The sequence below is a fragment of the Methylobacterium gossipiicola genome, from assembly GCF_900113485.1.
In the GTDB taxonomy this organism is placed as follows: domain Bacteria; phylum Pseudomonadota; class Alphaproteobacteria; order Rhizobiales; family Beijerinckiaceae; genus Methylobacterium; species Methylobacterium gossipiicola.
On sequence record NZ_FOPM01000003.1, the window covers coordinates 227,129 to 250,233 of the forward strand.

The 23,105-nt window shown below is 66.5% G+C and carries 20 protein-coding genes; 14 read left to right on the top strand and 6 right to left on the bottom strand.

All coding sequences use genetic code 11. From position 1 onward, the window contains the following. Positions 1-20 precede the first annotated feature (20 nt). The gene (locus BM249_RS04085) at positions 21-617 is read right to left on the bottom strand and encodes a MarR family winged helix-turn-helix transcriptional regulator (RefSeq protein ID WP_091969236.1); all 597 of its coding nucleotides are present in this window, start codon (positions 615-617) and stop codon (positions 21-23) included. A gap of 349 nt (positions 618-966) precedes the next feature. On the opposite strand from BM249_RS04085, the gene rfbF reads away from it, so the two are divergent. The 5 genes from rfbF (at position 967) to BM249_RS04110 (ending at position 5,573) form a co-directional block, all read left to right on the top strand. After that, positions 967-1,734 carry a glucose-1-phosphate cytidylyltransferase gene (rfbF, locus tag BM249_RS04090; RefSeq protein ID WP_091969238.1) on the top strand — a complete coding sequence of 256 codons (768 nt, stop codon included), beginning with the start codon at positions 967-969 and terminating at the stop codon, positions 1,732-1,734. Positions 1,735-1,795: 61 nt separating this feature from the next. Next, positions 1,796-2,902, top strand: a complete 1,107-nt coding sequence (gene rfbG, locus BM249_RS04095; RefSeq protein WP_091969241.1) for a CDP-glucose 4,6-dehydratase — start codon at positions 1,796-1,798, stop codon at positions 2,900-2,902. A gap of 5 nt (positions 2,903-2,907) precedes the next feature. Further along, on the top strand, positions 2,908-4,137 hold the full coding sequence (locus BM249_RS04100) for a class I SAM-dependent methyltransferase (protein ID WP_091969363.1): 1,230 nt from the start codon (positions 2,908-2,910) through the stop codon (positions 4,135-4,137). A 3-nt stretch (positions 4,138-4,140) separates the two neighbouring features. Beyond that, on the top strand, positions 4,141-4,671 hold the full coding sequence (locus BM249_RS04105; protein ID WP_091969244.1) for a dTDP-4-dehydrorhamnose 3,5-epimerase family protein: 531 nt from the start codon (positions 4,141-4,143) through the stop codon (positions 4,669-4,671). Beyond that, the gene (locus BM249_RS04110; RefSeq protein ID WP_091969365.1) at positions 4,668-5,573 is read left to right on the top strand and encodes an NAD-dependent epimerase/dehydratase family protein; all 906 of its coding nucleotides are present in this window, start codon (positions 4,668-4,670) and stop codon (positions 5,571-5,573) included. Before BM249_RS04105 ends, BM249_RS04110 begins: the two co-directional genes overlap by 4 nt. Here BM249_RS04110 and BM249_RS04115 read toward each other — a convergent pair. Together BM249_RS04115 and BM249_RS04120 are read right to left on the bottom strand one after the other, a co-directional pair. Next, entirely contained in the window at positions 5,546-5,935 is a 390-nt protein-coding gene (locus BM249_RS04115; protein ID WP_091969246.1) for a response regulator, read from the bottom strand. The two genes, BM249_RS04110 and BM249_RS04115, sit on opposite strands and share 28 nt — an antisense overlap. Before the next feature lie 109 nt (positions 5,936-6,044). Next, complete coding sequence (locus BM249_RS04120) at positions 6,045-7,301, bottom strand: adenosylmethionine--8-amino-7-oxononanoate transaminase (protein ID WP_091969248.1); 1,257 nt, start codon at positions 7,299-7,301, stop codon at positions 6,045-6,047. A gap of 292 nt (positions 7,302-7,593) precedes the next feature. Here BM249_RS04120 and BM249_RS21125 point away from each other — a divergent pair, with 292 nt between their 5' ends. Then, a complete protein-coding gene (locus BM249_RS21125) occupies positions 7,594-8,703 on the top strand; it encodes a hypothetical protein (RefSeq protein ID WP_143103674.1) in 1,110 nt (369 codons plus the stop codon). Between the two features lie 580 nt (positions 8,704-9,283). Here the strand turns inward: BM249_RS21125 and BM249_RS04130 are convergent. After that, positions 9,284-9,805, bottom strand: a complete 522-nt coding sequence (locus tag BM249_RS04130; protein ID WP_177232310.1) for an AAA family ATPase — start codon at positions 9,803-9,805, stop codon at positions 9,284-9,286. 905 nt (positions 9,806-10,710) lie between these two features. Between BM249_RS04130 and BM249_RS04135 the strand changes: the two genes are divergently transcribed. Continuing rightward, on the top strand, positions 10,711-11,829 hold the full coding sequence (locus tag BM249_RS04135; RefSeq protein ID WP_091969253.1) for an aminotransferase class I/II-fold pyridoxal phosphate-dependent enzyme: 1,119 nt from the start codon (positions 10,711-10,713) through the stop codon (positions 11,827-11,829). Positions 11,830-11,904: 75 nt separating this feature from the next. Here the strand turns inward: BM249_RS04135 and BM249_RS04140 are convergent, their stop codons facing one another. Continuing rightward, positions 11,905-15,318, bottom strand: coding sequence for an acyl-[ACP]--phospholipid O-acyltransferase (locus BM249_RS04140; RefSeq protein WP_091969255.1), 3,414 nt, complete (start codon positions 15,316-15,318; stop codon positions 11,905-11,907). A 398-nt stretch (positions 15,319-15,716) separates the two neighbouring features. Here BM249_RS04140 and BM249_RS04145 point away from each other — a divergent pair, with 398 nt between their 5' ends. The 4 genes from BM249_RS04145 (at position 15,717) to BM249_RS04160 (ending at position 19,113) form a co-directional block, all read left to right on the top strand. After that, positions 15,717-16,244: a TetR-like C-terminal domain-containing protein gene (locus tag BM249_RS04145; protein WP_091969367.1), complete on the top strand. Its 528-nt coding sequence runs from the start codon at positions 15,717-15,719 to the stop codon at positions 16,242-16,244. A 323-nt stretch (positions 16,245-16,567) separates the two neighbouring features. After that, the gene (locus BM249_RS04150; RefSeq protein WP_091969257.1) at positions 16,568-17,842 is read left to right on the top strand and encodes a pilus assembly protein TadG-related protein; all 1,275 of its coding nucleotides are present in this window, start codon (positions 16,568-16,570) and stop codon (positions 17,840-17,842) included. Next, positions 17,839-18,423: a TadE/TadG family type IV pilus assembly protein gene (locus tag BM249_RS04155; RefSeq protein WP_091969259.1), complete on the top strand. Its 585-nt coding sequence runs from the start codon at positions 17,839-17,841 to the stop codon at positions 18,421-18,423. The genes BM249_RS04150 and BM249_RS04155 overlap by 4 nt, the downstream gene beginning before the upstream one ends. Before the next feature lie 30 nt (positions 18,424-18,453). Further along, positions 18,454-19,113, top strand: a complete 660-nt coding sequence (locus BM249_RS04160; protein WP_091969261.1) for a TadE/TadG family type IV pilus assembly protein — start codon at positions 18,454-18,456, stop codon at positions 19,111-19,113. A 172-nt stretch (positions 19,114-19,285) separates the two neighbouring features. On the opposite strand, the gene BM249_RS04165 is transcribed toward BM249_RS04160, so the two are convergent. Beyond that, entirely contained in the window at positions 19,286-20,191 is a 906-nt protein-coding gene (locus tag BM249_RS04165; RefSeq protein WP_091969263.1) for a LysR family transcriptional regulator, read from the bottom strand. Between the two features lie 211 nt (positions 20,192-20,402). On the opposite strand from BM249_RS04165, the gene BM249_RS04170 reads away from it, so the two are divergent. Genes BM249_RS04170 through BM249_RS04180 form a run of 3 tightly spaced genes read left to right on the top strand, consistent with a single transcriptional unit; the run spans position 20,403 to position 23,066 of the window. Continuing rightward, positions 20,403-21,713: a dicarboxylate/amino acid:cation symporter gene (locus tag BM249_RS04170; RefSeq protein ID WP_091969265.1), complete on the top strand. Its 1,311-nt coding sequence runs from the start codon at positions 20,403-20,405 to the stop codon at positions 21,711-21,713. Between the two features lie 19 nt (positions 21,714-21,732). Continuing rightward, a complete protein-coding gene (locus BM249_RS04175; RefSeq protein ID WP_091969267.1) occupies positions 21,733-22,569 on the top strand; it encodes a bifunctional allantoicase/(S)-ureidoglycine aminohydrolase in 837 nt (278 codons plus the stop codon). Beyond that, a complete protein-coding gene (locus BM249_RS04180; protein ID WP_091969269.1) occupies positions 22,566-23,066 on the top strand; it encodes an ureidoglycolate lyase in 501 nt (166 codons plus the stop codon). The genes BM249_RS04175 and BM249_RS04180 overlap by 4 nt, the downstream gene beginning before the upstream one ends. The last annotated feature ends 39 nt before the right edge of the window (positions 23,067-23,105 follow it).

Below are 23,105 nucleotides of genomic sequence, written 5' to 3' on the forward strand. Positions count from 1 at the left end.
GCGAGGATCGGCGTTCCGGTTCAGAGCGCGGCGGCGATTTCGTCGGTCTCGCCCTCGCCCTCCTCCTCGTCGATCTCGGCATCGCCCTCGACCTCGTGGCCGAGGGCGCCGGAGACTTCGGCGAGGTTGCGGGCGGCCTTGCGCAGGAGCTTGCGCAGGCGGCGGCGCTCCTTGCCCTCGAAGCCGGCGAGTAGTTCGGCCTCGACATCCTCGCCGATCCGCTCGATGGCCTCCGCCTTGGCGAGGCCCATCTCCGTCAGCCGAACCCGGACGATGCGGCCGTCGCCGGCCTCGGCCCGCCGCTCCACGAAGCCAAGGGCCGCGAGGCGTGAGATGGTCTTCGAGGCCGTCGGCGGCCGCACTCGGAGGGTGGCGGCGAGATCGCCCATGGTCATGGTGCCGGAGGCCGCGAGGGCCTGAACCACCTGCTCCTGGCCCGCGAACAGATCGAGGGCCGCCAGCCGGTCGCCGACGCGTGATCGGTGGAGGCGGGCGGCCTGGACCAGGGCCCAGCCGACGCTCTTCGAGCCCGGCACGGTTTTGGAAGTCGTGCTGCCCTTTGAATCCGGTTGATCCTTGGAGCCAGTGGCCCGGTTGCGCTTGTCAGCCTTGCTCATGGTCCGCTCGTCGTCCCGGGGGAGGGAAAGGAGATGCGAGGGATGGCCGGGAGACGGCGCGTAGCCCGGAGTCGCGCCAAGGCTGCACCGCTCGTCAACCACCTGCATCCCGCATCGTCCTCTTCGCATCATAGCGCGCAAACGGCCGAACTGCGCCGGACGGGCGATGCGCATCCACTGCCCCGGCACTTTCGAGCCGGCTTCTGCCAGCCCGGTCGTGACGGCGCTGTGACATCGAGGCCGGAAAGTGGTGGATGCCGCCGGCGCGGGCCTTCGCCTGGACGACCCCTGTCCCCTCGACTAATCGTGGAGCCGCTTCGAGACGGATGGGCAGCGGACGCGGGACACCATGAAGGCTGTGATTCTCGCGGGCGGTCTCGGAACCCGCCTGTCGGAAGAGACCGTGACGCGGCCCAAACCCATGCTGGAGATCGGCGGACGCCCGATCCTGTGGCACATCATGCAGATCTTCGCCGCCCACGGGGTGCGGGAGTTCGTGATCTGCCTCGGGTACAAGGGCTACGTCATCAAAGAATTCTTCCTGAACTACCGCCTGCATCTCTCCGATGTCACCATCGACGTCGGCGCGGGCCACGTCGATTTCCATCGCAGCGCGGCGGAAGATTGGCGCGTCTCCCTCATCGAGACCGGGGAGGCCACCATGACGGGCGGGCGCCTCAAGCGGGTGCGCGACTATCTCGGCGACGACGACTTCTTCATGACCTACGGCGACGGCGTCTCGGACGTCGATCTCACGGCGCTCGCCGCCTACCACAAGTCCCAGGGGCGGCTCGCCACCCTCACGGCGGTGACGCCGCCGGGCCGCTTCGGCGCCCTCGAACTCGTGGGCACCGCCGTCCGGAGCTTCCGCGAAAAGCCGGCGGGCGACGGGGCGACGATCAATGGCGGCTTCTTCGTGCTGTCGCCGCGTGTCCTCGATCTCATCGCCGGGGACGGCACCGTGTGGGAGGCCGAGCCCCTGGAGCGCCTCGCCCGCGACGGGCAGCTCTCGGCCTATGTCCACACGGGCTTCTGGCAGGCCATGGATACCTTGCGCGACAAAAACCATCTCGAAGCCCTCTGGGCCAGCGGTCGAGCGCCGTGGAAGTGCTGGTAAGCCTGAACTGACACCGGTGCCGTCCCGGTGTTAGGGAGGCGCGATCCGGAGATACGACGGCTTGCAGAATTCCGCTTCCCCGCCGCCGAAACTCGGCGCCCGCAACCCCGATCCCGCCTTCTGGGCCGGGCGGTTGGTGCTCGTCACGGGGCAGACGGGCTTCAAGGGCGCGTGGTTGAGCCTGTGGCTGGAGCGCCTCGGCGCCAAGGTCAGCGGCCTCGCCTTGGCACCCGAGACCGATCCGAACCTGTTCGACGGCGTCGGTCTCGGGGGCCGCATGGACTCGCGGATCGGCGATATCCGCAACCTCGACACCGTGCGTGATTGCCTCGCCGCGACGCGGCCCGAAATCGTCATCCACATGGCCGCCCAGGCCCTGGTGCGCCCTTCCTACCGTGATCCCCTCGGCACCTACGCCACCAACGTCATGGGCACCGCCCACGTGCTCGAGGCCGTGCGCGCCACGCCTTCCGTCCGGGCCGTCGTGGTGGTGACGAGCGACAAGGCCTACGCCAACCGCGAATGGCCCTACGGCTATCGCGAGACCGAGGCTCTGGGCGGGCACGACCCCTACAGCAGCTCCAAGGCCTGCGCCGAACTCGTCACCAGCGCCTATCGGGCGTCGTTCCTTGCCGAGCGCGATTGTCGCGTGGCCACGGCCCGAGCCGGCAACGTCATCGGCGGCGGCGACTGGTCCGAGGATCGACTCATCCCCGACATCGTCCAGGCATTCCTGGGGCGTCGGTCCGTCGAGATCCGCGCGCCGCACGCAACCCGGCCGTGGCAGCACGTCCTCGAACCCCTGAGCGGTTACCTGCGCCTCGCCGAGGCCCTGTGCGGCGAGGGAGGCGACGCCCTCGCTGAAGCCTGGAACTTCGGACCCGCCGACGAGGATTGCCGGCCCGTCGCGTCCATCGTCGAGACCCTGGCCCGGGAATGGGGGGAGGCCGCCGCCTGGCACCTCTCCGAAAAGACCCATCCGCATGAGGCGACCTTCCTCAAGGTCGATGCCTCGAAGGCGCGGGCCTTCCTCGGCTGGGACCGGCGCCTGCGCCTCGACGCGGCGCTGGCCTGGACCTCGGCCTGGCACCGCGCGTACGCGCAAGGCGGCTCGGCCCTCGACCTGACCCTGGCGCAGATCGCCGCCTACGAGACCCTGGGAGCGTGAGCACCGTGACCCGACCCGCCTGCCGTGCCTGCGGCGCGCCGCTCACCCGCACCGTGGCCGATCTCGGCCTCTCGCCCCTCGCCAACGCCTACGTGTCGCCCGACCGGGCCGGGCGGGGCGAGATGTTCCACCCCCTCCACGCCTTCGTCTGCGATGCCTGCCACCTCGTGCAGCTGGAGGCCTTCGAGACGCCCGAGGCGATTTTTTCGGATTACGCTTATTTCTCAGGGTTTTCCGCGGGCTGGCTCGCCCATGCCGAGGCCTACGTTGCTGCCATGCAGGCGCGCTTCGGCCTTGGGGGGACGAGCAAGATCGTCGAAGTCGCGAGCAACGACGGCTACCTCCTGCAATACGCCGTCGCGCGCGGGATCCCGGCTTTGGGCGTCGAGCCGGCGGCCAACGTCGCGGCCGTCGCCGTATCGCGCGGCGTGCCGACGGATGTCGCGTTCTTCGGCGCCGAGACCGCCCGCCGCCTCGTGGCGGACGGCCACGCCGCCGATCTCACGGCGGCCAACAACGTGCTCGCCCACGTGCCCGATATCCATGATTTCGTTGAGGGATTCCGGATCCTGCTAAAGGCCGAGGGCGCCGGCACCTTTGAGTTCCCGCACCTCCTGCGGATGATCGAGGAGCGCCAGTTCGACACCATCTACCACGAACACTTCTCGTATCTGTCGCTGGGCGTGGTGTCCGGTATCCTTGAGCAGCACGGCCTGCGCGTCTTCGACGTCGAGGAACTGCCGACCCATGGCGGCTCCCTGCGGGTGTTCTTCTGCCATGCCGGGGCGGCCCACCCGACGAGCCCGGCCGTGGAGCGGGTGCGGGCGGCCGAGGGGGCCGGCGGCCTGTTCGAGGCGCAAGGCTACGCGGCCTTCGCCGAGGACGTGGTGGCGATCAAATGCGCGACGCTGGCCTTCCTCGCCGATCTGCGCCTGAAGGGCGCCCGGGTCTGCGCCTATGGTGCCGCGGCCAAGGGCAACACCTTCCTCAACTATTGCGGCATCGGCCCCGAACTCGTGGCGGCGGTGGCCGATCGCTCGCCGCACAAGCAGGGCACTCTCCTGCCCGGCAGCCGGATTCCCGTGGTCTCGCCGCAAGCGCTGCTGGAGTTGCGACCCGACTACGTCCTGATCCTGCCCTGGAACCTCAAGGACGAGATCGCCGGTGAGATGGCGGCCATCCGCGCTTGGGGCGGGCGCTTCGTCACCGCGATCCCGCGCCTCACCGTGTTCTGACCGATGCGCTTCGAGGAAACCCCGATTCCCGGCGCCTACCGGGTTTGGCCCGAGCCCCTTTCCGACGACAGGGGCTTCTTCGCCCGCACCCACTGTGTCGAGGAGTTCGCGGCGCTGGGCCTCGTCGGCGCGTTCGCCCAGTCGAGCGTGTCGTTCAACGCGCGGCGCGGCACCGTGCGGGGGATGCACTTCTCCGTGGCGCCCCACGCCGAGACCAAGCTCGTGCGCTGCACGGGCGGCGCGATCCACGATGTCCTGGTCGACCTGCGGCCGGATTCGGCGAGTTATCTCAAGAGCTTCGCCGCCGCCCTGACGCAGGAGAACCGCTGCGCCCTCTACATTCCCGTGGGGGTCGCGCACGGCTTCCAGGCGCTCACCGACGCGGCCGAGGTGCTCTACATGATCGACCGGCCCTACGTCGCCGGCTCCGCCCGGGGCCTGCGCTGGAACGATCCGGCCCTCGACGTCACCTGGCCCGAGCCCGTCACGGTGATCGCCGAGCGCGACCTCGCTTATCCGGATTGGACGGCGTGAGGGTTCTGGTCACCGGCGCCTCCGGCTTCGTCGGGCGCCATGCCCTGGCGGCCCTGGCGGCGCGGGGCTTCGAGGTCCACGCCGTGGCGCGTAAGCCCTTGCCGGGCATCAAGATTCACGCCGTGGACCTCCTCCACGAGGGCGCCCGCCGGGCCCTCGTCGCCGCCGTGGCGCCGAGCCATCTCCTGCACCTCGCCTGGGATGCCGAGCCCGGGAAATACTGGACCTCGGCGAAGAATCTCGACTGGGTGGCGGCGAGCCTCGACCTCGCCCGAAGCTTTTTCGAAGTTGGCGGGCGGCGTCTCGTGGTTTCGGGCACCTGTGCCGAGTATGAATGGGGCACGGACCGTTTCGAAGAGGGCACGACACCGTGTCGTCCGGCGACGCTCTACGGCGCGGCCAAGGACGGAACTCATCGAATTCTCGACGCCTACGCAAAAAGCGTCGGCCTGTCCTTCGCCTGGGGGCGCCTGTTCTATCTCTACGGCCCCGGCGAGCGCCCCGGCCGCCTCGTCAGCGACGCCGCGCGGGCGCTCCTCGCGGGCGAAGCGTTTCCGACATCCCCCGGGCATCAGGCCCGCGATTTCCTGCATGTGGTTGATGCGGCAGGCGCTTTGGCGGCACTCCTCGACGGTGCGGTGACGGGGGCCGTCAACATCGGCTCCGGCACGGCGGTCCCGGTGCGGACCCTCCTCGACGGGCTCGCCGACAGGACCGGGCGGCCCGACCTTTTGTGCTATGGCGCCAAGGCTTTAGGCCCGTCCGAGCCCGCCGTGATCGCGGCGGCGATCACCCGGCTGCGGGATGAGGTGGGGTTCCGGCCCCGCTTCACCCTGGAAACGGGGCTCGACGATACGCTCGCGTGGTGGCACGCTCAGCAGGGCAGTAACCCCTTGAGCTGACTGAGAATATCCTCGCCCGTGCAGGGGCGGGCGATGAAGCGGGCGCCCGGCGGCATCCGGGTCGGATCGGGCGCGGCCCGTCCGGAAACGATGACGATGGGCAGCTGAGGCCGTGCCTGCGCGGCCGCCGTGGCAAGGTCGAACCCATTGGTTTTGCCCGACAATTCGACGTCGGTGACGAGCCCGCAGATGTCGGGCCGCGCCGCCAGGATGTTCAGCGCCCGCTCGGCGGAGGCGCATTGCACCGTGGCGTAGCCGCCGTCTTCGAGGACGTCCCCGAGGTCCATGATGGTCAGGGCTTCGTCCTCCACGAGGAGAATCACCGGCCGGTCGTCGTTGGCGCCCGTCGTCTCATCCACCACGTTGCACTCTCCCCGACCGTTCCATGGGATGCGGCGTGTGACGGCGCACTGGCCCGTGCGCCGCGCGTCACCCTGTCCCAACGAGGGAATGCGCCGCGGGTTGCAGCCCTCAACGCCGCGTCACCTCCGTCACCACCGCCACGACGGCGGCGATGAGCCGGTCGAGGTCCGGTTCGGTGATGGTCAGGGCCGGCGTGAGGTAGACGATATCGCCGAACGGCCGGACCCAGACGCCGCGCTCGAGGAAGCGGCTTTTGACCGCGGCGAGGTTCGGCACCGTCTCCCAATGCACCACCCCGATGGCGCCGAGCACCCGGATGTCGGCGACGCCGGGCCGGCCCCGGAGGGGTTCGAGGCCGGCGGCGAGGCGCTCCCCGATGGCCTGGGCCTGCGCGAGGCGGGGCTCGGTCTCGAACAGGTCGAGGCTGGCATTGGCCGCCGCGCAGGCCAGGGGATTGGCCATGAAGGTCGGGCCGTGCATGAGGGCGGCGGCGGGGTCGTCGGAGAGAAACGACGCGAACACCGCGCCCGTCGCCACCGTGGCGGCGAGCGCCATCGTGCCGCCCGTGAGGGCTTTCGACAGGCACAGGATGTCGGGGACGATCCCCGCCTGTTCGCAGGCGAACAGGGTGCCGGTGCGGCCAAAGCCCGTGAAAATCTCGTCGACGATGAGGGGCAGGCCGTGGGCCTTGGCGAGGCGCGCCACCGTGGCGAGGACGGCGGGCGGGTGCATCCGCATGCCGCCGGCCCCCTGGACCAGGGGCTCGACGATCACGGCCGCCAGGGTTTTGGCCTGTTCGGCGAGGCAGGCGTCGAGGGCCGCGACCCGGTCCGGGCTGGTGGGCAGATCGCAAAACACCTGGGTCGGCAGTGCGGCGCCGAAGCGCCGGTGCATGCCCTCCTCCGGATCGCAGACCGACATCGCCCCGAGGGTGTCGCCGTGGTAGCCGCCGCGAAAGGCGAGGAAGCGGGTGCGCCCCGCGACCCCCCGGTTCAGCCACAGCTGCAGGGCCATCTTCAGCGCCACCTCGACGGCGACGGACCCGGAATCGGAGAAGAACACGTGGTCGAGGTCGCCCGGCAACAGGGCGGCGAGGCGGGCGGCGAGCGCTTCCGCCGGCGCATGGGTGAGCCCGCCGAACATCACATGCGGCATCGCCTCCAGCTGGGCGGCGACGGCGGCCCGGATGTGGGGATGGTTGTAGCCATGCGCCGCCGTCCACCACGAGGCGATGCCGTCCACGAGCTCGCGCCCATCCGCCAGGACGATGCGCGCCCCGTCCGTCCGCACAGCCGCGAGGGGCGGCGCGGCGGTCTTCATCTGCGTGTAGGGCCGCCAGAGGTGGTTTTTTGGGGGAGGGGTCATGCCGGTGGGATGGTGGGCGGGGGCGGTGGGGTCAAGTTCGAACGTAAGGTAGCTATGCCTAGCTTGCGTATGAGGCGCGCTCGAGCATAGCATCGCACATAGAAGGTGCATCGTGTGGCGCGTCAGTTTCATATCTGCGACGCACGATACCAATCAGGCTCAGCCATATCTTGCGACACGTGAAGGACCGAAAGGTAAAGATGGCCTGCCAATGAATGAGTGTTATCGGCGAATGGACCTATGTTCGCCGCATATGTAGTCTATTCGGGATGATTTATTTCAGGTGGAATTCATGCGCGGCAGCATCGCCATCTGGCAGGACAAAATTGCGGACGCTGCAGAGGGCTACGCGCCGCGTGTCGAAGTACATGTCAATATATGGAGGAACACTGAGAGAAATAAATATAAAAACTTTGATTTGCTTGATATAGGATTTCGTTTACAGGAAATTCGTTCCCTTCGAACATTATCAATAAGCTTGCCGTTTGCTGTCATTGATGACAGTCATATTTCTGATCTTTTCGAGGTCATGCATGATGCCTCAACCTTATCTGCGATCTTCAATGAGACGTTGGCGGCGGGGGGGGTCCAGGACGATGGGCGTATATTTGCTGCATCCATTGCGGAAACGGAACGGGTCCAGTTTTACGTTGCCCGCTGCTCCCCCGACGAGCGGCTATTGTCAAAGATCGGCGTAGGGGGCGACGAGGTAACGGTCATTACGCTCAAGGATAGTTTTTTCGAGCGATTGAGGCGAAGGGTTGGTGATCACTACTTTAGGCTTCGCGTCAAACTACCCATCGAGGTGAAAAATGGCTTCGTTTCGACGATAAAGCCGAAGGATTCTGCATTCTTAAGTACGATTTCGACAAACGAGATCGTTGAGTTTAGGTTAAATGAGCGAAGAAATTTCTCAGGGGCTATTCGTGAGAAGCTTCAGGCAACCGGGTGTGGGCTGATTGATGTATCCGCTGTTCATTACTTTCTGATTCGAGACATGGGTGTCGAGATGACCCAGTCTCATACAGGCTTCAGAAAAATGCGTCGACTAGAGCCGGAAATGTGGAGCCGTTATTTGCAGGGTTGTCCTGGGATGAATCCAGATAAAATGATTATCTACCATTGGTCGTCTAAATTGCCCGCACACGGGCCGGTCGACAGTTTCACCGCCCTTGCGACTTTCCGGGCCTATTATACCGGTAGCCTAGTCGTGTATGGCTTGGTGATCGTCGCACTAGGAGCCATGGGCAGCGCGTTGCAGAGCTTGCTCATGGGTGGGCTGGCGTGGCTGGGATGGTCTTTGGGATGTTCTGCGCCAGCCTGCGTCAGCGCCGCCGGAAACCTGCTGGTTATGATTGCGTTGTTCCTCGCGCTCTTTGGCTGCGTGTGGTTCCGGCGTTAAAAGGTGGGGATCCATCCGACGCCCCTCTTTTGGCTTTCCAGCCTATCAGGCATACCCTCGATCTCGCAAGTTGGATGGCACGAATGCAGATGACGAAGGATCACGGCCTTGGCGTTTTGCGCAATTGCCCCTTCGTGGCCGCTCCGCCGACGGATCCTTACGACGTCTTCAAGGCATTGGAAGGCGCAGGAGTAACCGAGTTTTACCCCTGTTTCCGAGATTGGTTTTTCGGGAAGGTTGTCCCGGGGCTGTGCATCGATGAGCGGCGCATTCTCACGTCCATATCAGACGGTGCATTGGCAGGTGTTGCGATCTGCAAACGAACAAGTGCCGAGCGAAAGTTGAGTACGCTGTGGGTGCGTGACGATAGCCGAAACCGTGGAGTTTCTGCTGAGCTCGCGCGCCATGCCTTCGCTTGGTTGGGGACCTCCCGACCGCTCTTCACAGTTCCTCAGGAGCGAATGAGCGGATTTTGTGGTCTGGTTCGGGCTTGGTCGTTCCCTGACGCTGTTGCCCATTGCGATCTCTATCGGCCGGGGCGCATCGAGTATGTGTTTAACGGCCCTGTCGCTATGGACGCTCACTGAGATACGATCAATCTTCGATTGATCGCGGAGGCAAATCTCTCCAGCGTTGGCGAGAGTAGGATATCTAAAGGTATTCCTTGACGATCTGCGACACGTTCGCAGGCTGCTTGCTCCATCGCCATTAATGCGATGAGCTCTCGGCGGGAGTGTGACATTCCATGCTTCACCCGTCGCATCCGAATTTCGTCGGGCTGATCGTAAATATATATCATTAGAGATGGACGCAGCCACTCAAAAAAGCTGTCAGGAACAGGTATTGGGCCTTCGGCGGTCTCTATAAGTGCGTGACCGTCGATTATTTGATGTCGTTTAGTGGCTACCCGCCGCAAGAGAAGCTCTGTCGCCAGCTGTTGATTGAAAAGTGCGTCGGCGAAAGTTCTGACGGGTAGGATTCCACCCGAGAGCGTAAGCAGCTTGCTCACACTTACGTATTCTAGCTCGGCCAATTGCGCGGCGGCATATTGAGAACGTGTCGATTTTCCAGATTTCGATAGCCCAGCAACAAAGATTATCATGCAGATGCTCCTAGGTTGGCCAAGAGCGAAGATGGCGCATAGGCCCATGACTGCGGAGCAGTGAACGCAAATTTCATTCGAAGATCGTGCAAACTAAGAAAATTTGGCAGAGTGTGACACTCAGAAATTTTGATGCCGTAGCCAATCTTGCGCCTCTCGAAGTATTTCGCAAACTCATGTTCGGGCACACAAGAGTCTTTCCCGTGCACGCGCCATAGGTCGTCGACTTTCATTTCGTGAACGGCAGAAATTCGCAGTAGAGCGATGAGTCCACAGGTCGGGGACGACTCGTACAAGTAAGCTATCGAGCCTTCTGAAAGCAGCGGAAAGCGACGCCGAAGTTCGATTGTCTTCGCGCCGGACCGAATGAGGCGAGACCATTGTGGCCGGATACTAATGATGATGGGTTTCATGTAATTTACCCAAAATATTTAATTACGTTCGCCCGGCTTGCGCTTCTCTTTTAAATGGAAGGGCCGTTGTTCTCGAAACCTGCACATCATTGATAGGGCGGACGTAATGGGTATGCTCAGCGATAGCGATCGCGCTTGGTGACGGCACAATGGATGAAGTGCCACGCGGGCCGCGTTCAGCGCCCTGTACTTGATGCTCCGTATGTCGGACCCATCGGGGATTGTATGAATATCTTGTCTACCTCCTGTGGCTTTATCTCTATCCACCCAAGAGTTCGTCAACTTGAATGCGTCCATACACTTTTCGGAGGGAGCGGGCCGCCAAATTCCGCGGCAGCCTTACGTCCTCTCCTCATCTCGTAGAGGGTTTCGCTCTCGTATGCGAGGCACTTCGCGGGCATCCTAGCCGTCCGCTAATCAGCGAGGTGGGGTTGCTTGGTCGTGCCGGATCGCGCGCTTGACAACGCGCACTCCCCCAACCCCCATCCCCCCATGTCCAGCCTCGACGCATATGCGAAATCCACCCTCGACGATCTCACCGCCAAAACCCTGCGGCGAACCCTCGTGGCGACGGCGCGGGGGGCGGGGGCCGGGGTCGAGCGGGGGGGGCAAACCCGCGTGTCGTTCTCGTGCAACGACTATCTCGGGCTGTCCCACGACCCCCGGGTGATCGCGGCAGGGCGGGAGGCCCTCGAACGCTACGGCGCCGGGGCGGGGGCGTCGCGCCTCGTCACCGGCAACCATCCGCCGCTGCTGGCCCTGGAAGCGCGGCTTGCCGCCCACAAGGGCAAGGACGCCGCCCTGGTGTTCGGCAGCGGGTATCTCGCCAATCTCGGGATCGTCACGGCCTTGGCGGGGGCGGGGGACCTCGTCCTCGTCGATGCCCTCGGGCATTCCTGCCTGTTCGCCGGGGCGCAGCTCTCGGGGGCGACGAGCGTACGGTTCCGCCACAACGACCTCGACCACCTGCGCGGGCTGCTCACGAGCCGCCGCGCCCGGCACGGGCGGGTGCTGATCCTCACCGAGCGGGTGTTCAGCATGGACGGCGACCGGGCGCCGCTGCCCGACCTCCTGGCGCTGGCGGCCGAGTACGACGCCTGGACCCTGGTGGACGATGCCCACGGCCTCGGGGTTGTGGAGGCGGGGGCGCGTGCCCCCCTCGAAATGGGCACCCTGTCGAAGACGCTGGGCTCCTATGGCGGCTATGTCTGCGCCTCGCGCCCCGTGGTCGATCTCCTGACGAGCCGGGCGCGGAGCTTCGTCTACACCACCGGGCTGCCGCCGGCCTCGGCCGCCGCCGCGCTCAAGGCCCTGGAGATCGTGGAGGCCGAGCCGGACCGCGCCGCCCGGCCCCTGGCGCTGGCCCGCCGCTTCACCGCCCGCCTGGGGTTGCCGGAGGCGCAGAGCCCCATCGTGCCGATCCTCATCGGCGAGGCGGCGGCGGCCCTCGCCCTCTCGGCGGCCCTCGAAGCGCGGGGCTATCTCGCCGTCGCCATCCGCCCGCCGACGGTGCCGGCCGGCACCGCCCGCCTGCGGGTGGCGTGCTCCGCCGCCCACAGCGAGGCCCAGGTGGACGGGTTGGCGGACGCGATCCTGGCGGAGCGGGGGTAGGATCGCTCTTCGGTTTCCGGCAGGCGCGGGGGCCTGTCGCGGCCGATCCCACGGGATGATCGACCGGAGCCGTGCTTACGCCGCCGCCGTGGCGTCGCTGCCGGCCCTTTCGCGGGCTTGTTTCGCGACCGCCACCATGTCGACCTTGCCGGTGCCGAGCATCGGCACCTTGCCCACCACCACCTCGGCGGGCAGGGCGAGGTCCGTGGCGCCCCGGCCCTTGGCGAAGGCGAGGTAGTCGGCCCGCGTCGCGTCGGCGCGCTCGGTGAACAGGATCAGGCGCTCGCCCTTGCGGGCATCCGGCACGGCGGCGACCGCACTCGGGGCGTCGGGCCAGAGCTCGGCGGCCAGGGCCTCCACGGCGGCCAAGGACACCATCTCGCCGCCGATCTTGGCGAAGCGCTTCGCCCGGCCCTTGATGGTGACGAAGCCCTCCGGGTCGAGGACCACGATGTCGCCGGTGTCGTGCCAGGCGTTTTCGGGGGGCTGGAGTTTTCCAGGGTCTTCGGCCCGGAGGTAGCCCAGCATCACGTTCGGCCCCTTCACGTGGAGCCGGCCGCCCTCCTCGATGCCGGGGACCGGCTCCAGGCGGTGGGCGATGCCCGGCAGCAGGCGCCCGACGGTGCCGAAGCGGTTGAACATCGGGGTGTTGAGGGCCACCACCGGCCCGCATTCGGTGACGCCGTAGCCCTCCAGAATCCGCAGGCCGAACTTCTCCGCATAGGTCTTGCGGGTCGTGAGCTTCACCGGCTCGGCGCCGGCCACGATGTAGCGCAGGCTCCGCAGGTCGTACGAATGGGCCATCTTGGCGTAGCCCGCCAGGAAGGTGTCGGTGCCGAACAGGACCGTGGCGTTGGAGCCGTACACGAGCTCGGGCACGATCCGGTAATGCAGGGGCGAGGGGTAGAGGTAGACCGGCACCCCGGAGACCAGGGGCAGCACCAAACCCGCCGTCAGCCCGAAGGCGTGGAACACGGGCAGCACGTTGAACACCTTGTCGGTCGGCCCGAAATCGATGCGGGCGGCGACCTGGGCGGTGTTGGCGAGCATGCTGCGATGCGCCAGCACCACGCCCTTCGGGGTGCCCTCGGAGCCCGACGTGAACAGGATCGCGGCCGGATCGCTGCCCTTTCGCGCCACCAGGGGGCGGCGGGGGCTGAGGAAGCCCCGGATCTTGTCGGCCGTCGAGATGCCGGCGCGGATGTCCTCCAGATAGACGAGCTTCACCGTGCCTTGAATGGCCTCGACCAGGGGGCCGAGGCGGCCCTTCTCGATGAAGGCGCGGGAGGTGAGAACTGTGCCGATCTCGGCCGCCTTGCAGGCGGACAGCACGTTGGCGGGGCCGGCGGAGAAGTTGATCATCGCCGGTACCCGGCCGGCGCTGGCCAGGGCGAAGAACGTCACCGCCGCGCCGTTGGCGTTGGGCAGCATGAGGCCGATGGGCTTGCCCACCCCGGCCAGCGGCATGAGCTTGCGGCCGAGGATGTTGGCGCCCATCACCAGGCGGGCATAGGAGAGGGTGCCGGTCACCGGGTCTTCGAGGGCGGTGCGGCGCCAGCCGTGGTCGGTGCCGGCCTGGATCAGGGCGTCCATGACGCTGCGGTCGGTGTCGGCGGTCTCGAACACGAGGTCGGACATCACGTCGTAGAGGGCGGCCCCGGCGGCGCGGCGGCGGTTCTTGCCCTTGAGGGCCGGATCGATTTCGAGCTTCACCGGCGGCAGCACCGTCACGACGACCTTCGGCCACCAGCGCCGCTTCACCTGGGCCTTCGACAGGCGGGAGAACGCGGTCTTCTCCAGGCCGTCGATCTTCACCGGAATGACCATGGCGTCGGACTTGTCGGCGATGAGGCCGGCGCCGTCATAGACCTTCATTAGGCTGCCGGTGACCGTGAGCCGGCCCTCGGGGAAGATGATGAGGGTCTCGCCGTCGCGCACGGCCTTGATGAGGGTGCGGGTGGCGAGCGGCCGGGTCGGGTCCAGGGGCATCGCCTTCGTCAGGGCCAGGAACGGCTTCACCCACCAGCGCTGCGCGATGCCGTGATCGATGGCGAAGACCGGCTCGCGGTCGAGGAGCGAGAGGGCGAGCGGCGCATCGAGGAACGAGACGTGGTTCAGGGCCACGATGGCGTTGGGGCCGGCCTTGTCGACATTGTCGAGGCCGCGCACCTCGAGGCGGTAGAACGCCCGGAACAGGATGGAGAGGAAGTCGCGGAACGGGCTCGTGGGCAGCACCAGGAGGATGATGGCGCCGGCCACGAGGTTGAGGCCGCCGATGAGGGCGAGCAAGGCGGCCATGGACCAGCCGGCCCCCTGGAGGGCGGCGAGCCCCAAAGCCCCCACCACCATGAAGGCGGCGGTGAGGACGTTGACGGCGCCGATGACCCGGGCGCGCTTGTCCTTGTCGGTCCAGGCCTGCACGGCGGCGAAGGAGGGCACGATGTAGAGGCCGCCCGCCACGGCCAGACCCGCGAAGGAGGCGGTGATGCGCAGGCCCGTGCCGGTGGCGAGGAAGTCGGCGGCCCCCAGCATCGCGCCGGAGACCGGGGCCAAGTGCGCGACGGTCCAGGCGAGGTCGAGGCCGAACGCGCCCATCAGGAGGGCGCCGACGGGGGTGGGCAGGAGCACGATGCGGCCGCTCGCGAGCCACGAGGCGAGGCCGGAGCCCACCGCGATGCCGACCGAGAACACGGCGAGCAGCAGGGTCACCACGGTCTCGGAGCCGTTGAGACTCGTGCGCACCAGCACCGGCAGCAGGGCGAGGATCACGGCGCCGACGAGCCAGAACCAGCTGACGATGACGGCGCCGCGCCACAGGCGCGTGTCGCGCCAGAGTTCGCGGATGAGGCTTGCGGTGGAGCGGGCGACGTTGGGATCGACGCGCAGGTTCGGGGCGGCCTCGCCGGTGGAGGGGATGGCGCGGGCCGAGAGCCAGCACAGCACCGCGAACACCATGATGAGGCCGCTGAACGCCAGGGCGTCGCCCCCCATGGCGGCGGCGAGGCCCGCCACGATGGTGCCGAGGAGGATGGCCAGGAAGGTCGCGGCCTCCACCAGGGCGTTGCCGGCGGTGAGCTCCTCGCGGCGCAGGTGGTCGGGCAGGATGCCGTACTTGATGGGGCCGAACAGGGCCGCGATGGTGCCGAACAGACCGAGCGCCACGAACAGCACCGGCACGGAATGCAGCCAGAATCCCAGGGCGGCGGCGGCGGCCCCGAAGATCTCGGCGAATTTCAGCCGCCGGGCGATGAGCGCCTTGTCGTAGCGGTCGGCCATCTCGCCGCCGAGACCCGACAGGATGAAGAACGGCCCGATGAACACCGCGCCCGCCAGGGTGACGAGCATCCCCGACCCTTCAGCCTCGCCGCCGACCTGGAACAGGATGAGGAAAACCAGGGCGTTCTTCAAAAAATTGTCGTTGAAGGCCGAGAAGAACTGGCACCAGAACAGGGGCGCGAACCGGCGCGCGGTCATCAAGTCACGGAACATCGCGGGTCTCCTTGGCCGCGCATGACTGCCCGGCGGTCGACGAAGCGTCAAATCCGAGGCCGTTTCAGCCGGCCGACCCCTTGCCTCGCATGCATTGAACGTCGTTTAAATCCGTGACGCGCGCAATCCGTTTCGGGCGGGCGCGGCACGGGGCCGTGCGAAGGCACACAAAGAATTGATCGGATGTCCGAGGGAATAGAAAGCTATCAAATTTAAGGATGTGTCATCTTTGGCTCGTCGATCTAACGCAGCTTTCCTGACTATCCTGATCGAATGGATCCGAAACAGGCGGTGGAGTATCGATTTTGACCAAGACGGCGCGACGCGGAACGGGACCACGCGGAGACCACAGTCGCGAAGAGTTCCAGGCGCTCGTCGCGAAGGCCGCCGAGGGACTGGTGCGCAAGGAAGGCGCGCGCGGGTTGGGGATGCGCCGCCTCGCCGCGGTGATCGGCTACGCGCCGAACTCGATCTACAATGCGGTCGGCGACCTCGACACGGTGATCATGCGGGTCAATGCCCGCACCCTGGAGCGCCTGCACGACGCCCTGGCGGCGGCGGTCTCGGGCGACGCGTCGCCCCAGGCCAACGCCGAGTCCCTGGCGCAGGCCTATCTCGGGTTCGTGGATGCGGACCCCCAGGTCTGGAGCCTCGTGTTCGAGCACGCCCTGGCGCCGGACGCCGCGTTTCCCGAGTGGTATGCCGAAGCCCTGGGGCGGACCATCGCGATCGTCGACGCGGCCCTGGCGCCGCTCATTCCGCAGGCCGACGAGCGTCGGCAGGCGGTGGCGACCCTCTGGGCGGGCCTGCACGGCCTCGCCTCCCTCTCGACCTCGCGCAAGCTCGCCGTGCTGACGCCCGAACCGCCCGGCGACCTCGCCCGCCTCCTGGTGCGGCGGTTCCTCGGTGGGGCGGCCGCGACGTGACGCGGTCTCCATTCCGAGTGCTGTGACGCAATCACTTCGTTCCTGCGCCAGAGCACGAGGCTTTTGTTTTGGCATCAATTTTCCCAGACACGGCTGAAGCCTCCGTCTGGATCGATGCACGAGCGAGCGGACACTGAATCCGCCGAAGCGATGAATGACATGGGCGTGATGATTTCCGAGGAGAATTGAAGTCCTTCATCAATCCGCATCGGATGTGTATTGACGGATTAAAACTAAATTAATTTTTTTGCCATAAGCAGGGGTTTGTCTGACGGGCGTCAAAATGTTCTAGGGTGTCTATTTTTCGTAAGACAAAACATCAAATGTCTATGCCTTTCAAGAGCTTCAGGCGTGACAGTGCGGGAACGCTGCCGATCCTGTTCGCCGCGGCTCTGTTGCCCCTGCTTGGTTTTGCAGGCGGAGCGATCGACTACGGGCGATCCCTCGTCGATCGAACCCGCTTGAACAACGCCCTCGATGCCGCCGTGATTGCCGGCGCGCAAGCTGCGGGGCAGGCGGATACCAAAGGTCTGAGTCAGCCGATGGTTATCGCGGCGGCCAACGCGGCGGCCTTGGCTTCGTTCAAGGCGAACTTCAAGCTGCCTACGGACGCAAAGCCGGTGTTTTCGACTCAGATCACCGATCGCTCCGTTCTGGTGAATGGAAGCTATACGGCCTCCACGTCGGCGACGCTGCTGCAGGTCCTGGGGTTCCGATCACTGCCGATTCAGGGCATCGCCCAGTCCGGCGTCGATCTGGCGCCCGCGGTCGATATCTATCTTCTGGTCGATGTGTCGGGATCGATGGCGACCGGCGCCACCGCGTCCGACATCGCCGCCCTTCGCGCCAACCTGGGCGGTTGCGCCTTCGCCTGCCACGACGGCGTGAAGGTTCGAGGGACCAATTACGATTCCTTCGAATGGGCGCAAGCCAACGGGATCGGTTTACGCTTGAATGAAATGAACACGGGTCTCAAGGATTTCATGAGCTGGCTTCAAAAGCAGCCCAATGCCGGGACCCGCTTTCGCGTCGCACTCTATAGCTTTAGCAACAACTTGACGAAACTCGTGGATATCACGAGCGACCTCACCCAGGTCGGGATCAACCTCCCCAAGCTTCCAAGCGCTTCGAGCCGCACCGAGGGGGGGACGCATTTCATGGAGAACATGCCGCAATTCGCCTCGGTCGTCGGCGTTGGCGGCGACGGAATCACCCGGCCCAAAAAGCTCGTGATCATCGCGACCGATGGGGTGCAGGATAAGGACAGAACCTGGGCGGAAGCCGCCAATCCCGTCGCGGCCGGCCAGGGTGTCGCGCCCTTCGCGCCGGCGGCGTGCCGGACGCTCGATCAGAGCGTCTTCGTCGGCGTGCTCTATACGCCGTACATCGACCTGAACTGGGACTGGGGCTTCAACGCGACCCTGGGGCAGCCCAGCCAAGTCGGCGGCAAGGGGCGACGCTTCGACGACATCGTCCCGCAACTCCAATCCTGCGCGTCGGCCGCGAATCTCTATGTCAACGCATCCACCGTGACTTCGGTGGGCGAGGCGTTCGCGGCCATCGTGAAAGTCTTCACGCAAATTCGGCTCTCGAAGTGACGGTCCGACGGCGCATCGGACATTTTCTCGCGGACGATCGCGGAAGTTACGCGATCGAATTCGCCATGGTGAGTGGTTTGTTCGTCATCGTGATTCTCGCGATCATGCAATACGCCATGTTCTTCATGGCCCGGCAGGGATTGGATGCGGCCCTCCAGCGCGGGGTGCGAAGCCTGGCGACGGGGGGCTTCCAGAGGAGCACGGCAACGCTGACGAAGACCTCCGATCTTCTGGCGGCCCTTCAAGCGAAGATCTGCGCCGAGGATGCCCAGGCCGATCTGAAATTGTTCGACTGTCGTCAGGTCAAACTGGACGTGAAAGTCGTCAGTGACTTCTCCGGGGGTCCCTTCGACAGCGCCCTGGATGCGCAGACGGGCGATTGGTCGACGAGCGCCGGAACCTCTTATAGCTGTCCAAAACCCCATAGCATCGTCTTGCTGCGCGGAAGTCTGAAGTTTCCGCTCTTCGCAAGCCCTTTCGGATTCAGTCTCGGCAGATTTTTCGATGGATCCGCGCTCATCCAATCGGCCTCCGCCTTCAGGGTCGAATCCTACATTCCCCCGACGGCGGGGGCATGCTGACAGGGCCTGCGCCGATACGGACGAGCGAGCATGATCCGCGTGTTAAGGACCGTGAGGCGCGCGCAGCGTCGCTGGAACGGCGATGCCGCCGGCGTCGCGGCGATCGAATTTTCCCTCATCCTTCCGATCGTTCTCGTCTTGCTGGTGGGCTGCATCGAGATCGTCAACGCCATCGAAAACTGGCGGCGGGTCCTCATCGTCGTCCGGACCGCGGCGGATCTCGCCTCTCAGGGCGATGCGCAGAATCCGGTGGCCGACAGTGTCATGAACGACATCCTTTCGGCCACCACCCTGGCGATCGCCCCTTATGACATCGCGAAGATGACGATCACCATCTCCGCCCTGGGGGTGGGCGTGAACACGGCGTCCCTGCTCAACCCTTACGTCTGCTCGTCGTGGTCATTCGGCGCGCAGCCGCGTGGCGTGGGTCCGGCGAGCGATCTGACGGTGCCGCCGAATTATCAGCGGATCGGCGCCCGCTACGTGCTCGCCGAGGTCTCGATGCCCTATACCTTGGTGCTCGGGACCGTTTTCTCCAAGATCGTGAAGGACTTCGAACTGCCGGTGACTTGGCGGGAATCCCTTGCCTGGCCGGTTCGCGGCGGGGTCGCCTATTCGGCGCTCTCCGACAGCGAAGTCGTTTTCCAGAAACGGGGCGGCTCCAACCCCGCCCCCTGCCCGCAAAGCTAGTGCTGTGACGCCATCACTTCGTTCCTGCGCCAGAGCACGAGGCTTTTGTTTTTGCATCAAGTGTCCCAGACACGGCTGAAGCCTCCGTCTGGATCGATGCACGAGGGACCTCTCGACGCCGACACGCCGACCGGGTCGCCGAGGGCGTCCCCCGCGTCGGTCGAGCCCGCCCCTATCCCGCGTGCCGCAGGCTCGCGGCGATAGCCTCGGCCCGCGCCCGGGTCAGGGCCAGGAACTTCTCGACGATCGGGCCGCCATCCGGGTGGTGGAGGGCGTGGACGTCGGCGGTCGCGCCGCATTCCGCGAGGGGCCGGCACACCACCCGGGCGTGGCGGAGGTGGCCGACGAATTCCGGCACGATGGCGATGCCGAGCCCGGCGGCGACGAGGCTGACGAGGGAGGTCGCCTCGTTCACCTGCTGCGAGATGCGGGGGGTGAAGCCGGCGCCCAGGCACCGGCTCCAGATCTCCCGCGCGAATTGCGATTCGCTCGGGTTGAGGATCGCGAACGTCTCGTGCGCGAGGTCCCCGAGGGGGATCTCCGTCCGGTCGGCGAGGGGGTGATCGGCCGGCAGGACCACGCTCAGGCCCTCGCGCCACGCCGGTTCCAGGGTGAAATCCGTCTCGCGTGGCGGGCTGCGCAGGAAGATGAGATCGACCTGATGCGACTTCAGGGCGAAGATCTGCCGGTTGGGCGACATCTCGTGGATGCGCAGATCGACGTCTGCGTGCCGCTGCCCGAAGGCGTGGACGATGCCGCCGAGCGGCCCGGCCAGGACCGAGCCCGTGAGCCCGATGTTGAGGATGCCGGCGGTGCCGTTGCCGATGGCGCGGGCCCGATCCATGGCCTCACCGGATTTCTCCAGGATGCTTTCGGCCCGCGCCAGGAAATCGTGCCCGGCGCGGGTGAGGACCACCCGGCGCGTCGTCCGCTCGAACAGATCGGTGCCGACCTCGAGTTCGAGGGCGCGGATCTGCTGGCTCAGGGGCGGCTGCGAGATGCCGAGGCTCTCGGCCGCGGCCGTGAAACTGAGGTGCCGGGCGACGGCGACGAAATAGCGAAGATGCCGGAGTTCCACGCACCCAATCCATATGTTTTGCGGATGAGCTAAGACACATGAAATATTTGACGTCTAGATGTCGCCGGGAGATCGTGCGGCCCGGTCCCCCACGAGGCCGGCCTGTCGCACCCCGGTGCGGATTTTGCTCGATTCGATGGGACTTCCGAGGCCGCGCATCCGGGTACTCGGAACCGTCGCCGGTTTTCCAATCGAAAAGGGGGAGGTTCGCATGAGGCGCTTCTTCGCGTCGCTGTTCGGGCAGGTCGTGGCCGCCCTCGTGCTCGGTGTCGTCATCGGCATCGCCAAGCCCGATCTCGCCGTGGCCCTGAAGCCGCTGGGCGATGGCTTCATCAAGCTCATCAAGATGGCGATCGCCCCCCTGGTGTTCGGTGTCGTCGTGCACGGCATCGTCGGCGCCGGGGACCTGCGCAAGGTCGGCCGCGTCGGGCTCAAATCCCTCATCTACTTCGAGGCGGTCACCACCATCGCCCTCGTGCTCGGCATCGTCCTCGCCTACGTGTTCGAGCCGGGGCGCGGCATGAACGTCGACCCGACTACCCTCGATGCCAAGGCGCTGGCCGGCTACACCGACCGGGTCGGGCAGGTGACCGGCACCGTCGATTTCCTCATGAAGCTCATCCCCACCACGGTGGTGGATGCCTTCGCCAAGGGCGACATCCTCCAGGTTCTCATCATCGCCATCCTGTTCGGCTCCGGCCTCGCCCTGCTCGGCGAGTCCGGCAAGCCCCTGGCCGAGAGCATCGAGCGCATCACCAACGTGCTGTTCAAGGTGATCGGCTTCATCGTGCGCCTCGCGCCGCTCGGCGTCCTCGGGGCCGTGGCCTTCACGGTGGGCAAGTACGGCGTCGGCTCCCTGAAGCAGCTCGGCGTCCTCGTGGTGCTGTTCTATGCCGGTGTCGCGTTCTTCGTGTTCGTGGTCCTCGGCGCCATCCTGAAGGCGGCGGGATTCAGCCTGCTCAAGCTCCTCGCCTACCTGCGCGAGGAACTCCTCGTCGTGGCCGGCACCGCCTCGTCGGACAGCGTGCTGCCGCAGGTGATGCGCAAGTTGGAGCGCCTCGGCATCAAGGATTCGACGGTGGGCCTCGTGATCCCCACGGGCTACTCGTTCAACCTCGATGCCTTCTCGCTCTACCTGACTCTCGCCACCGTGTTCATCGCGCAGGCCACGAACACCGACCTGTCCTTCGGCCACCTGCTCCTCATCCTCGGCATCGCGCTCCTCACCTCGAAGGGCGCCCACGGGATTCCGGGCTCGGCCATCGTGGTGCTGGCCGCCACCCTCTCGGCGGTGCCGGACATCCCGGTGATCGGCCTCGTGCTGGTCCTGTCCATCGATTGGTTCGTCGGCATCGCCCGGGCGCTGGGCAACCTCATCGGCAATTGCGTGGCCACCGTGGTGATCGCCGCCTGGGAGGGCGACATCGACCGGGCGCAGGCGCACCGGGTCCTCGACGGCGACGTCGCCGTCGACACCAAGACGGCCCTCGACGCCCCCATCGTGACCGCCAAGCCCGCCTGACACGAAGGAAAAGACGGCCATGAGCACTTCGTCCTACAACCCGCCCTGCGGCGGCCTTCCGCCCCAGACGGCCCTGATGACCGGCCGGGCGGTGTTCACGGAGGCCTACGCGGTCATCCCCCGGGGGGTGATGAGCGACATCGTCACGAGCGTGCTGCCGTTCTGGGAGGGCACGCGGGCCTGGATGCTGTCGCGCCCGCTCTCGGGCTTCTCCGAGACCTTCGCGCAGTCCCTCATGGAGGTGGCCCCCGGCGGCGGCAGCGACCGGCCGGAGCCCGAGGCGCAGGCCGAGGGCGTGCTGTTCGTGGTCGAGGGGACGCCCACCCTGACCCTGGAGGGCCGGGCGCATCCCCTGCGGCCGGGCTCCTACGCCTATCTCGCGCCGGGCGCCGCCTGGACCTTCCGCAACACCGGCGGTGAGCCGGCCCGCTTCCACTGGATCCGCAAAGCCTACGAACGGGTGCCGGGGATCGACGCGCCGGACTCCTTCCTCGCCCACGAAGCCGACATCGCCCCCGCCGCCATGCCGGGCACGGACGGGGCCTGGGCCACCACGCGGTTCGTCGCGAGCGACGACGTGCGCCACGACATGCACGTGAACATCGTCACGTTCCGGCCGGGCGGCTCGATCCCCTTCGAGGAGACCCACGTGATGGAGCACGGCCTGTTCGTCCTCGAAGGCAAGGCGGTCTATCGGCTGAACCGCGACTGGGTCGAGGTCGAGGCCGGCGACTTCATGTGGCTGCGCGCCTTCTGCCCGCAGGCCTGCTACGCCGGCGGCCCCGGCCCGTTCCGCTACCTGCTCTACAAGGACGTGAACCGCCACGCCGGCCTCACGCTCCGGAACGCCCGGTGAGCGACCGCACCGTCATCGCCGAACCCCTGACGGCCGAGGCGTTCGCGCCCTTCGGCCGGGTCATCGACCGCGCGCAGGGGGCGCCCCGGCCCATGAACGCCGGCAAGGCCCGCCGCTTCCACGATCTCGCGGCCATCGCGGTGGCGGGGGAGGGGGCCGAAGTCGTCGTCGGCCTCGTCGAGGCCGAGCCCTATCCCGTGCCCCTCGTGGTCGGCCTCGTGGAGCGCCATCCCCTGGGCGCCCAGGCCTTCGTGCCCCTGAACGCCGCGCCGTTCCTCGTGGTGGTCTGCCCCGACGCGGACGGCCGCCCCGGTCGCCCCCGCGCCTTCGTCACGGCCCCGGGCCAGGGCGTCTGCTACGCCGCCAACACCTGGCACGGCGTGCTGACCCCGTTCGGCGCCCCCCAGGATTTCGTGGTGATCGATCGCGGCGGACCGGGCGTGAACCTCGAGGAGCACACCTTCCCGGAAGCCTGGACGATCCGGCTCCCGGCCTAGGGCTGTGACGCAATCACTTCGTTCCTGCGCCGGAGCACG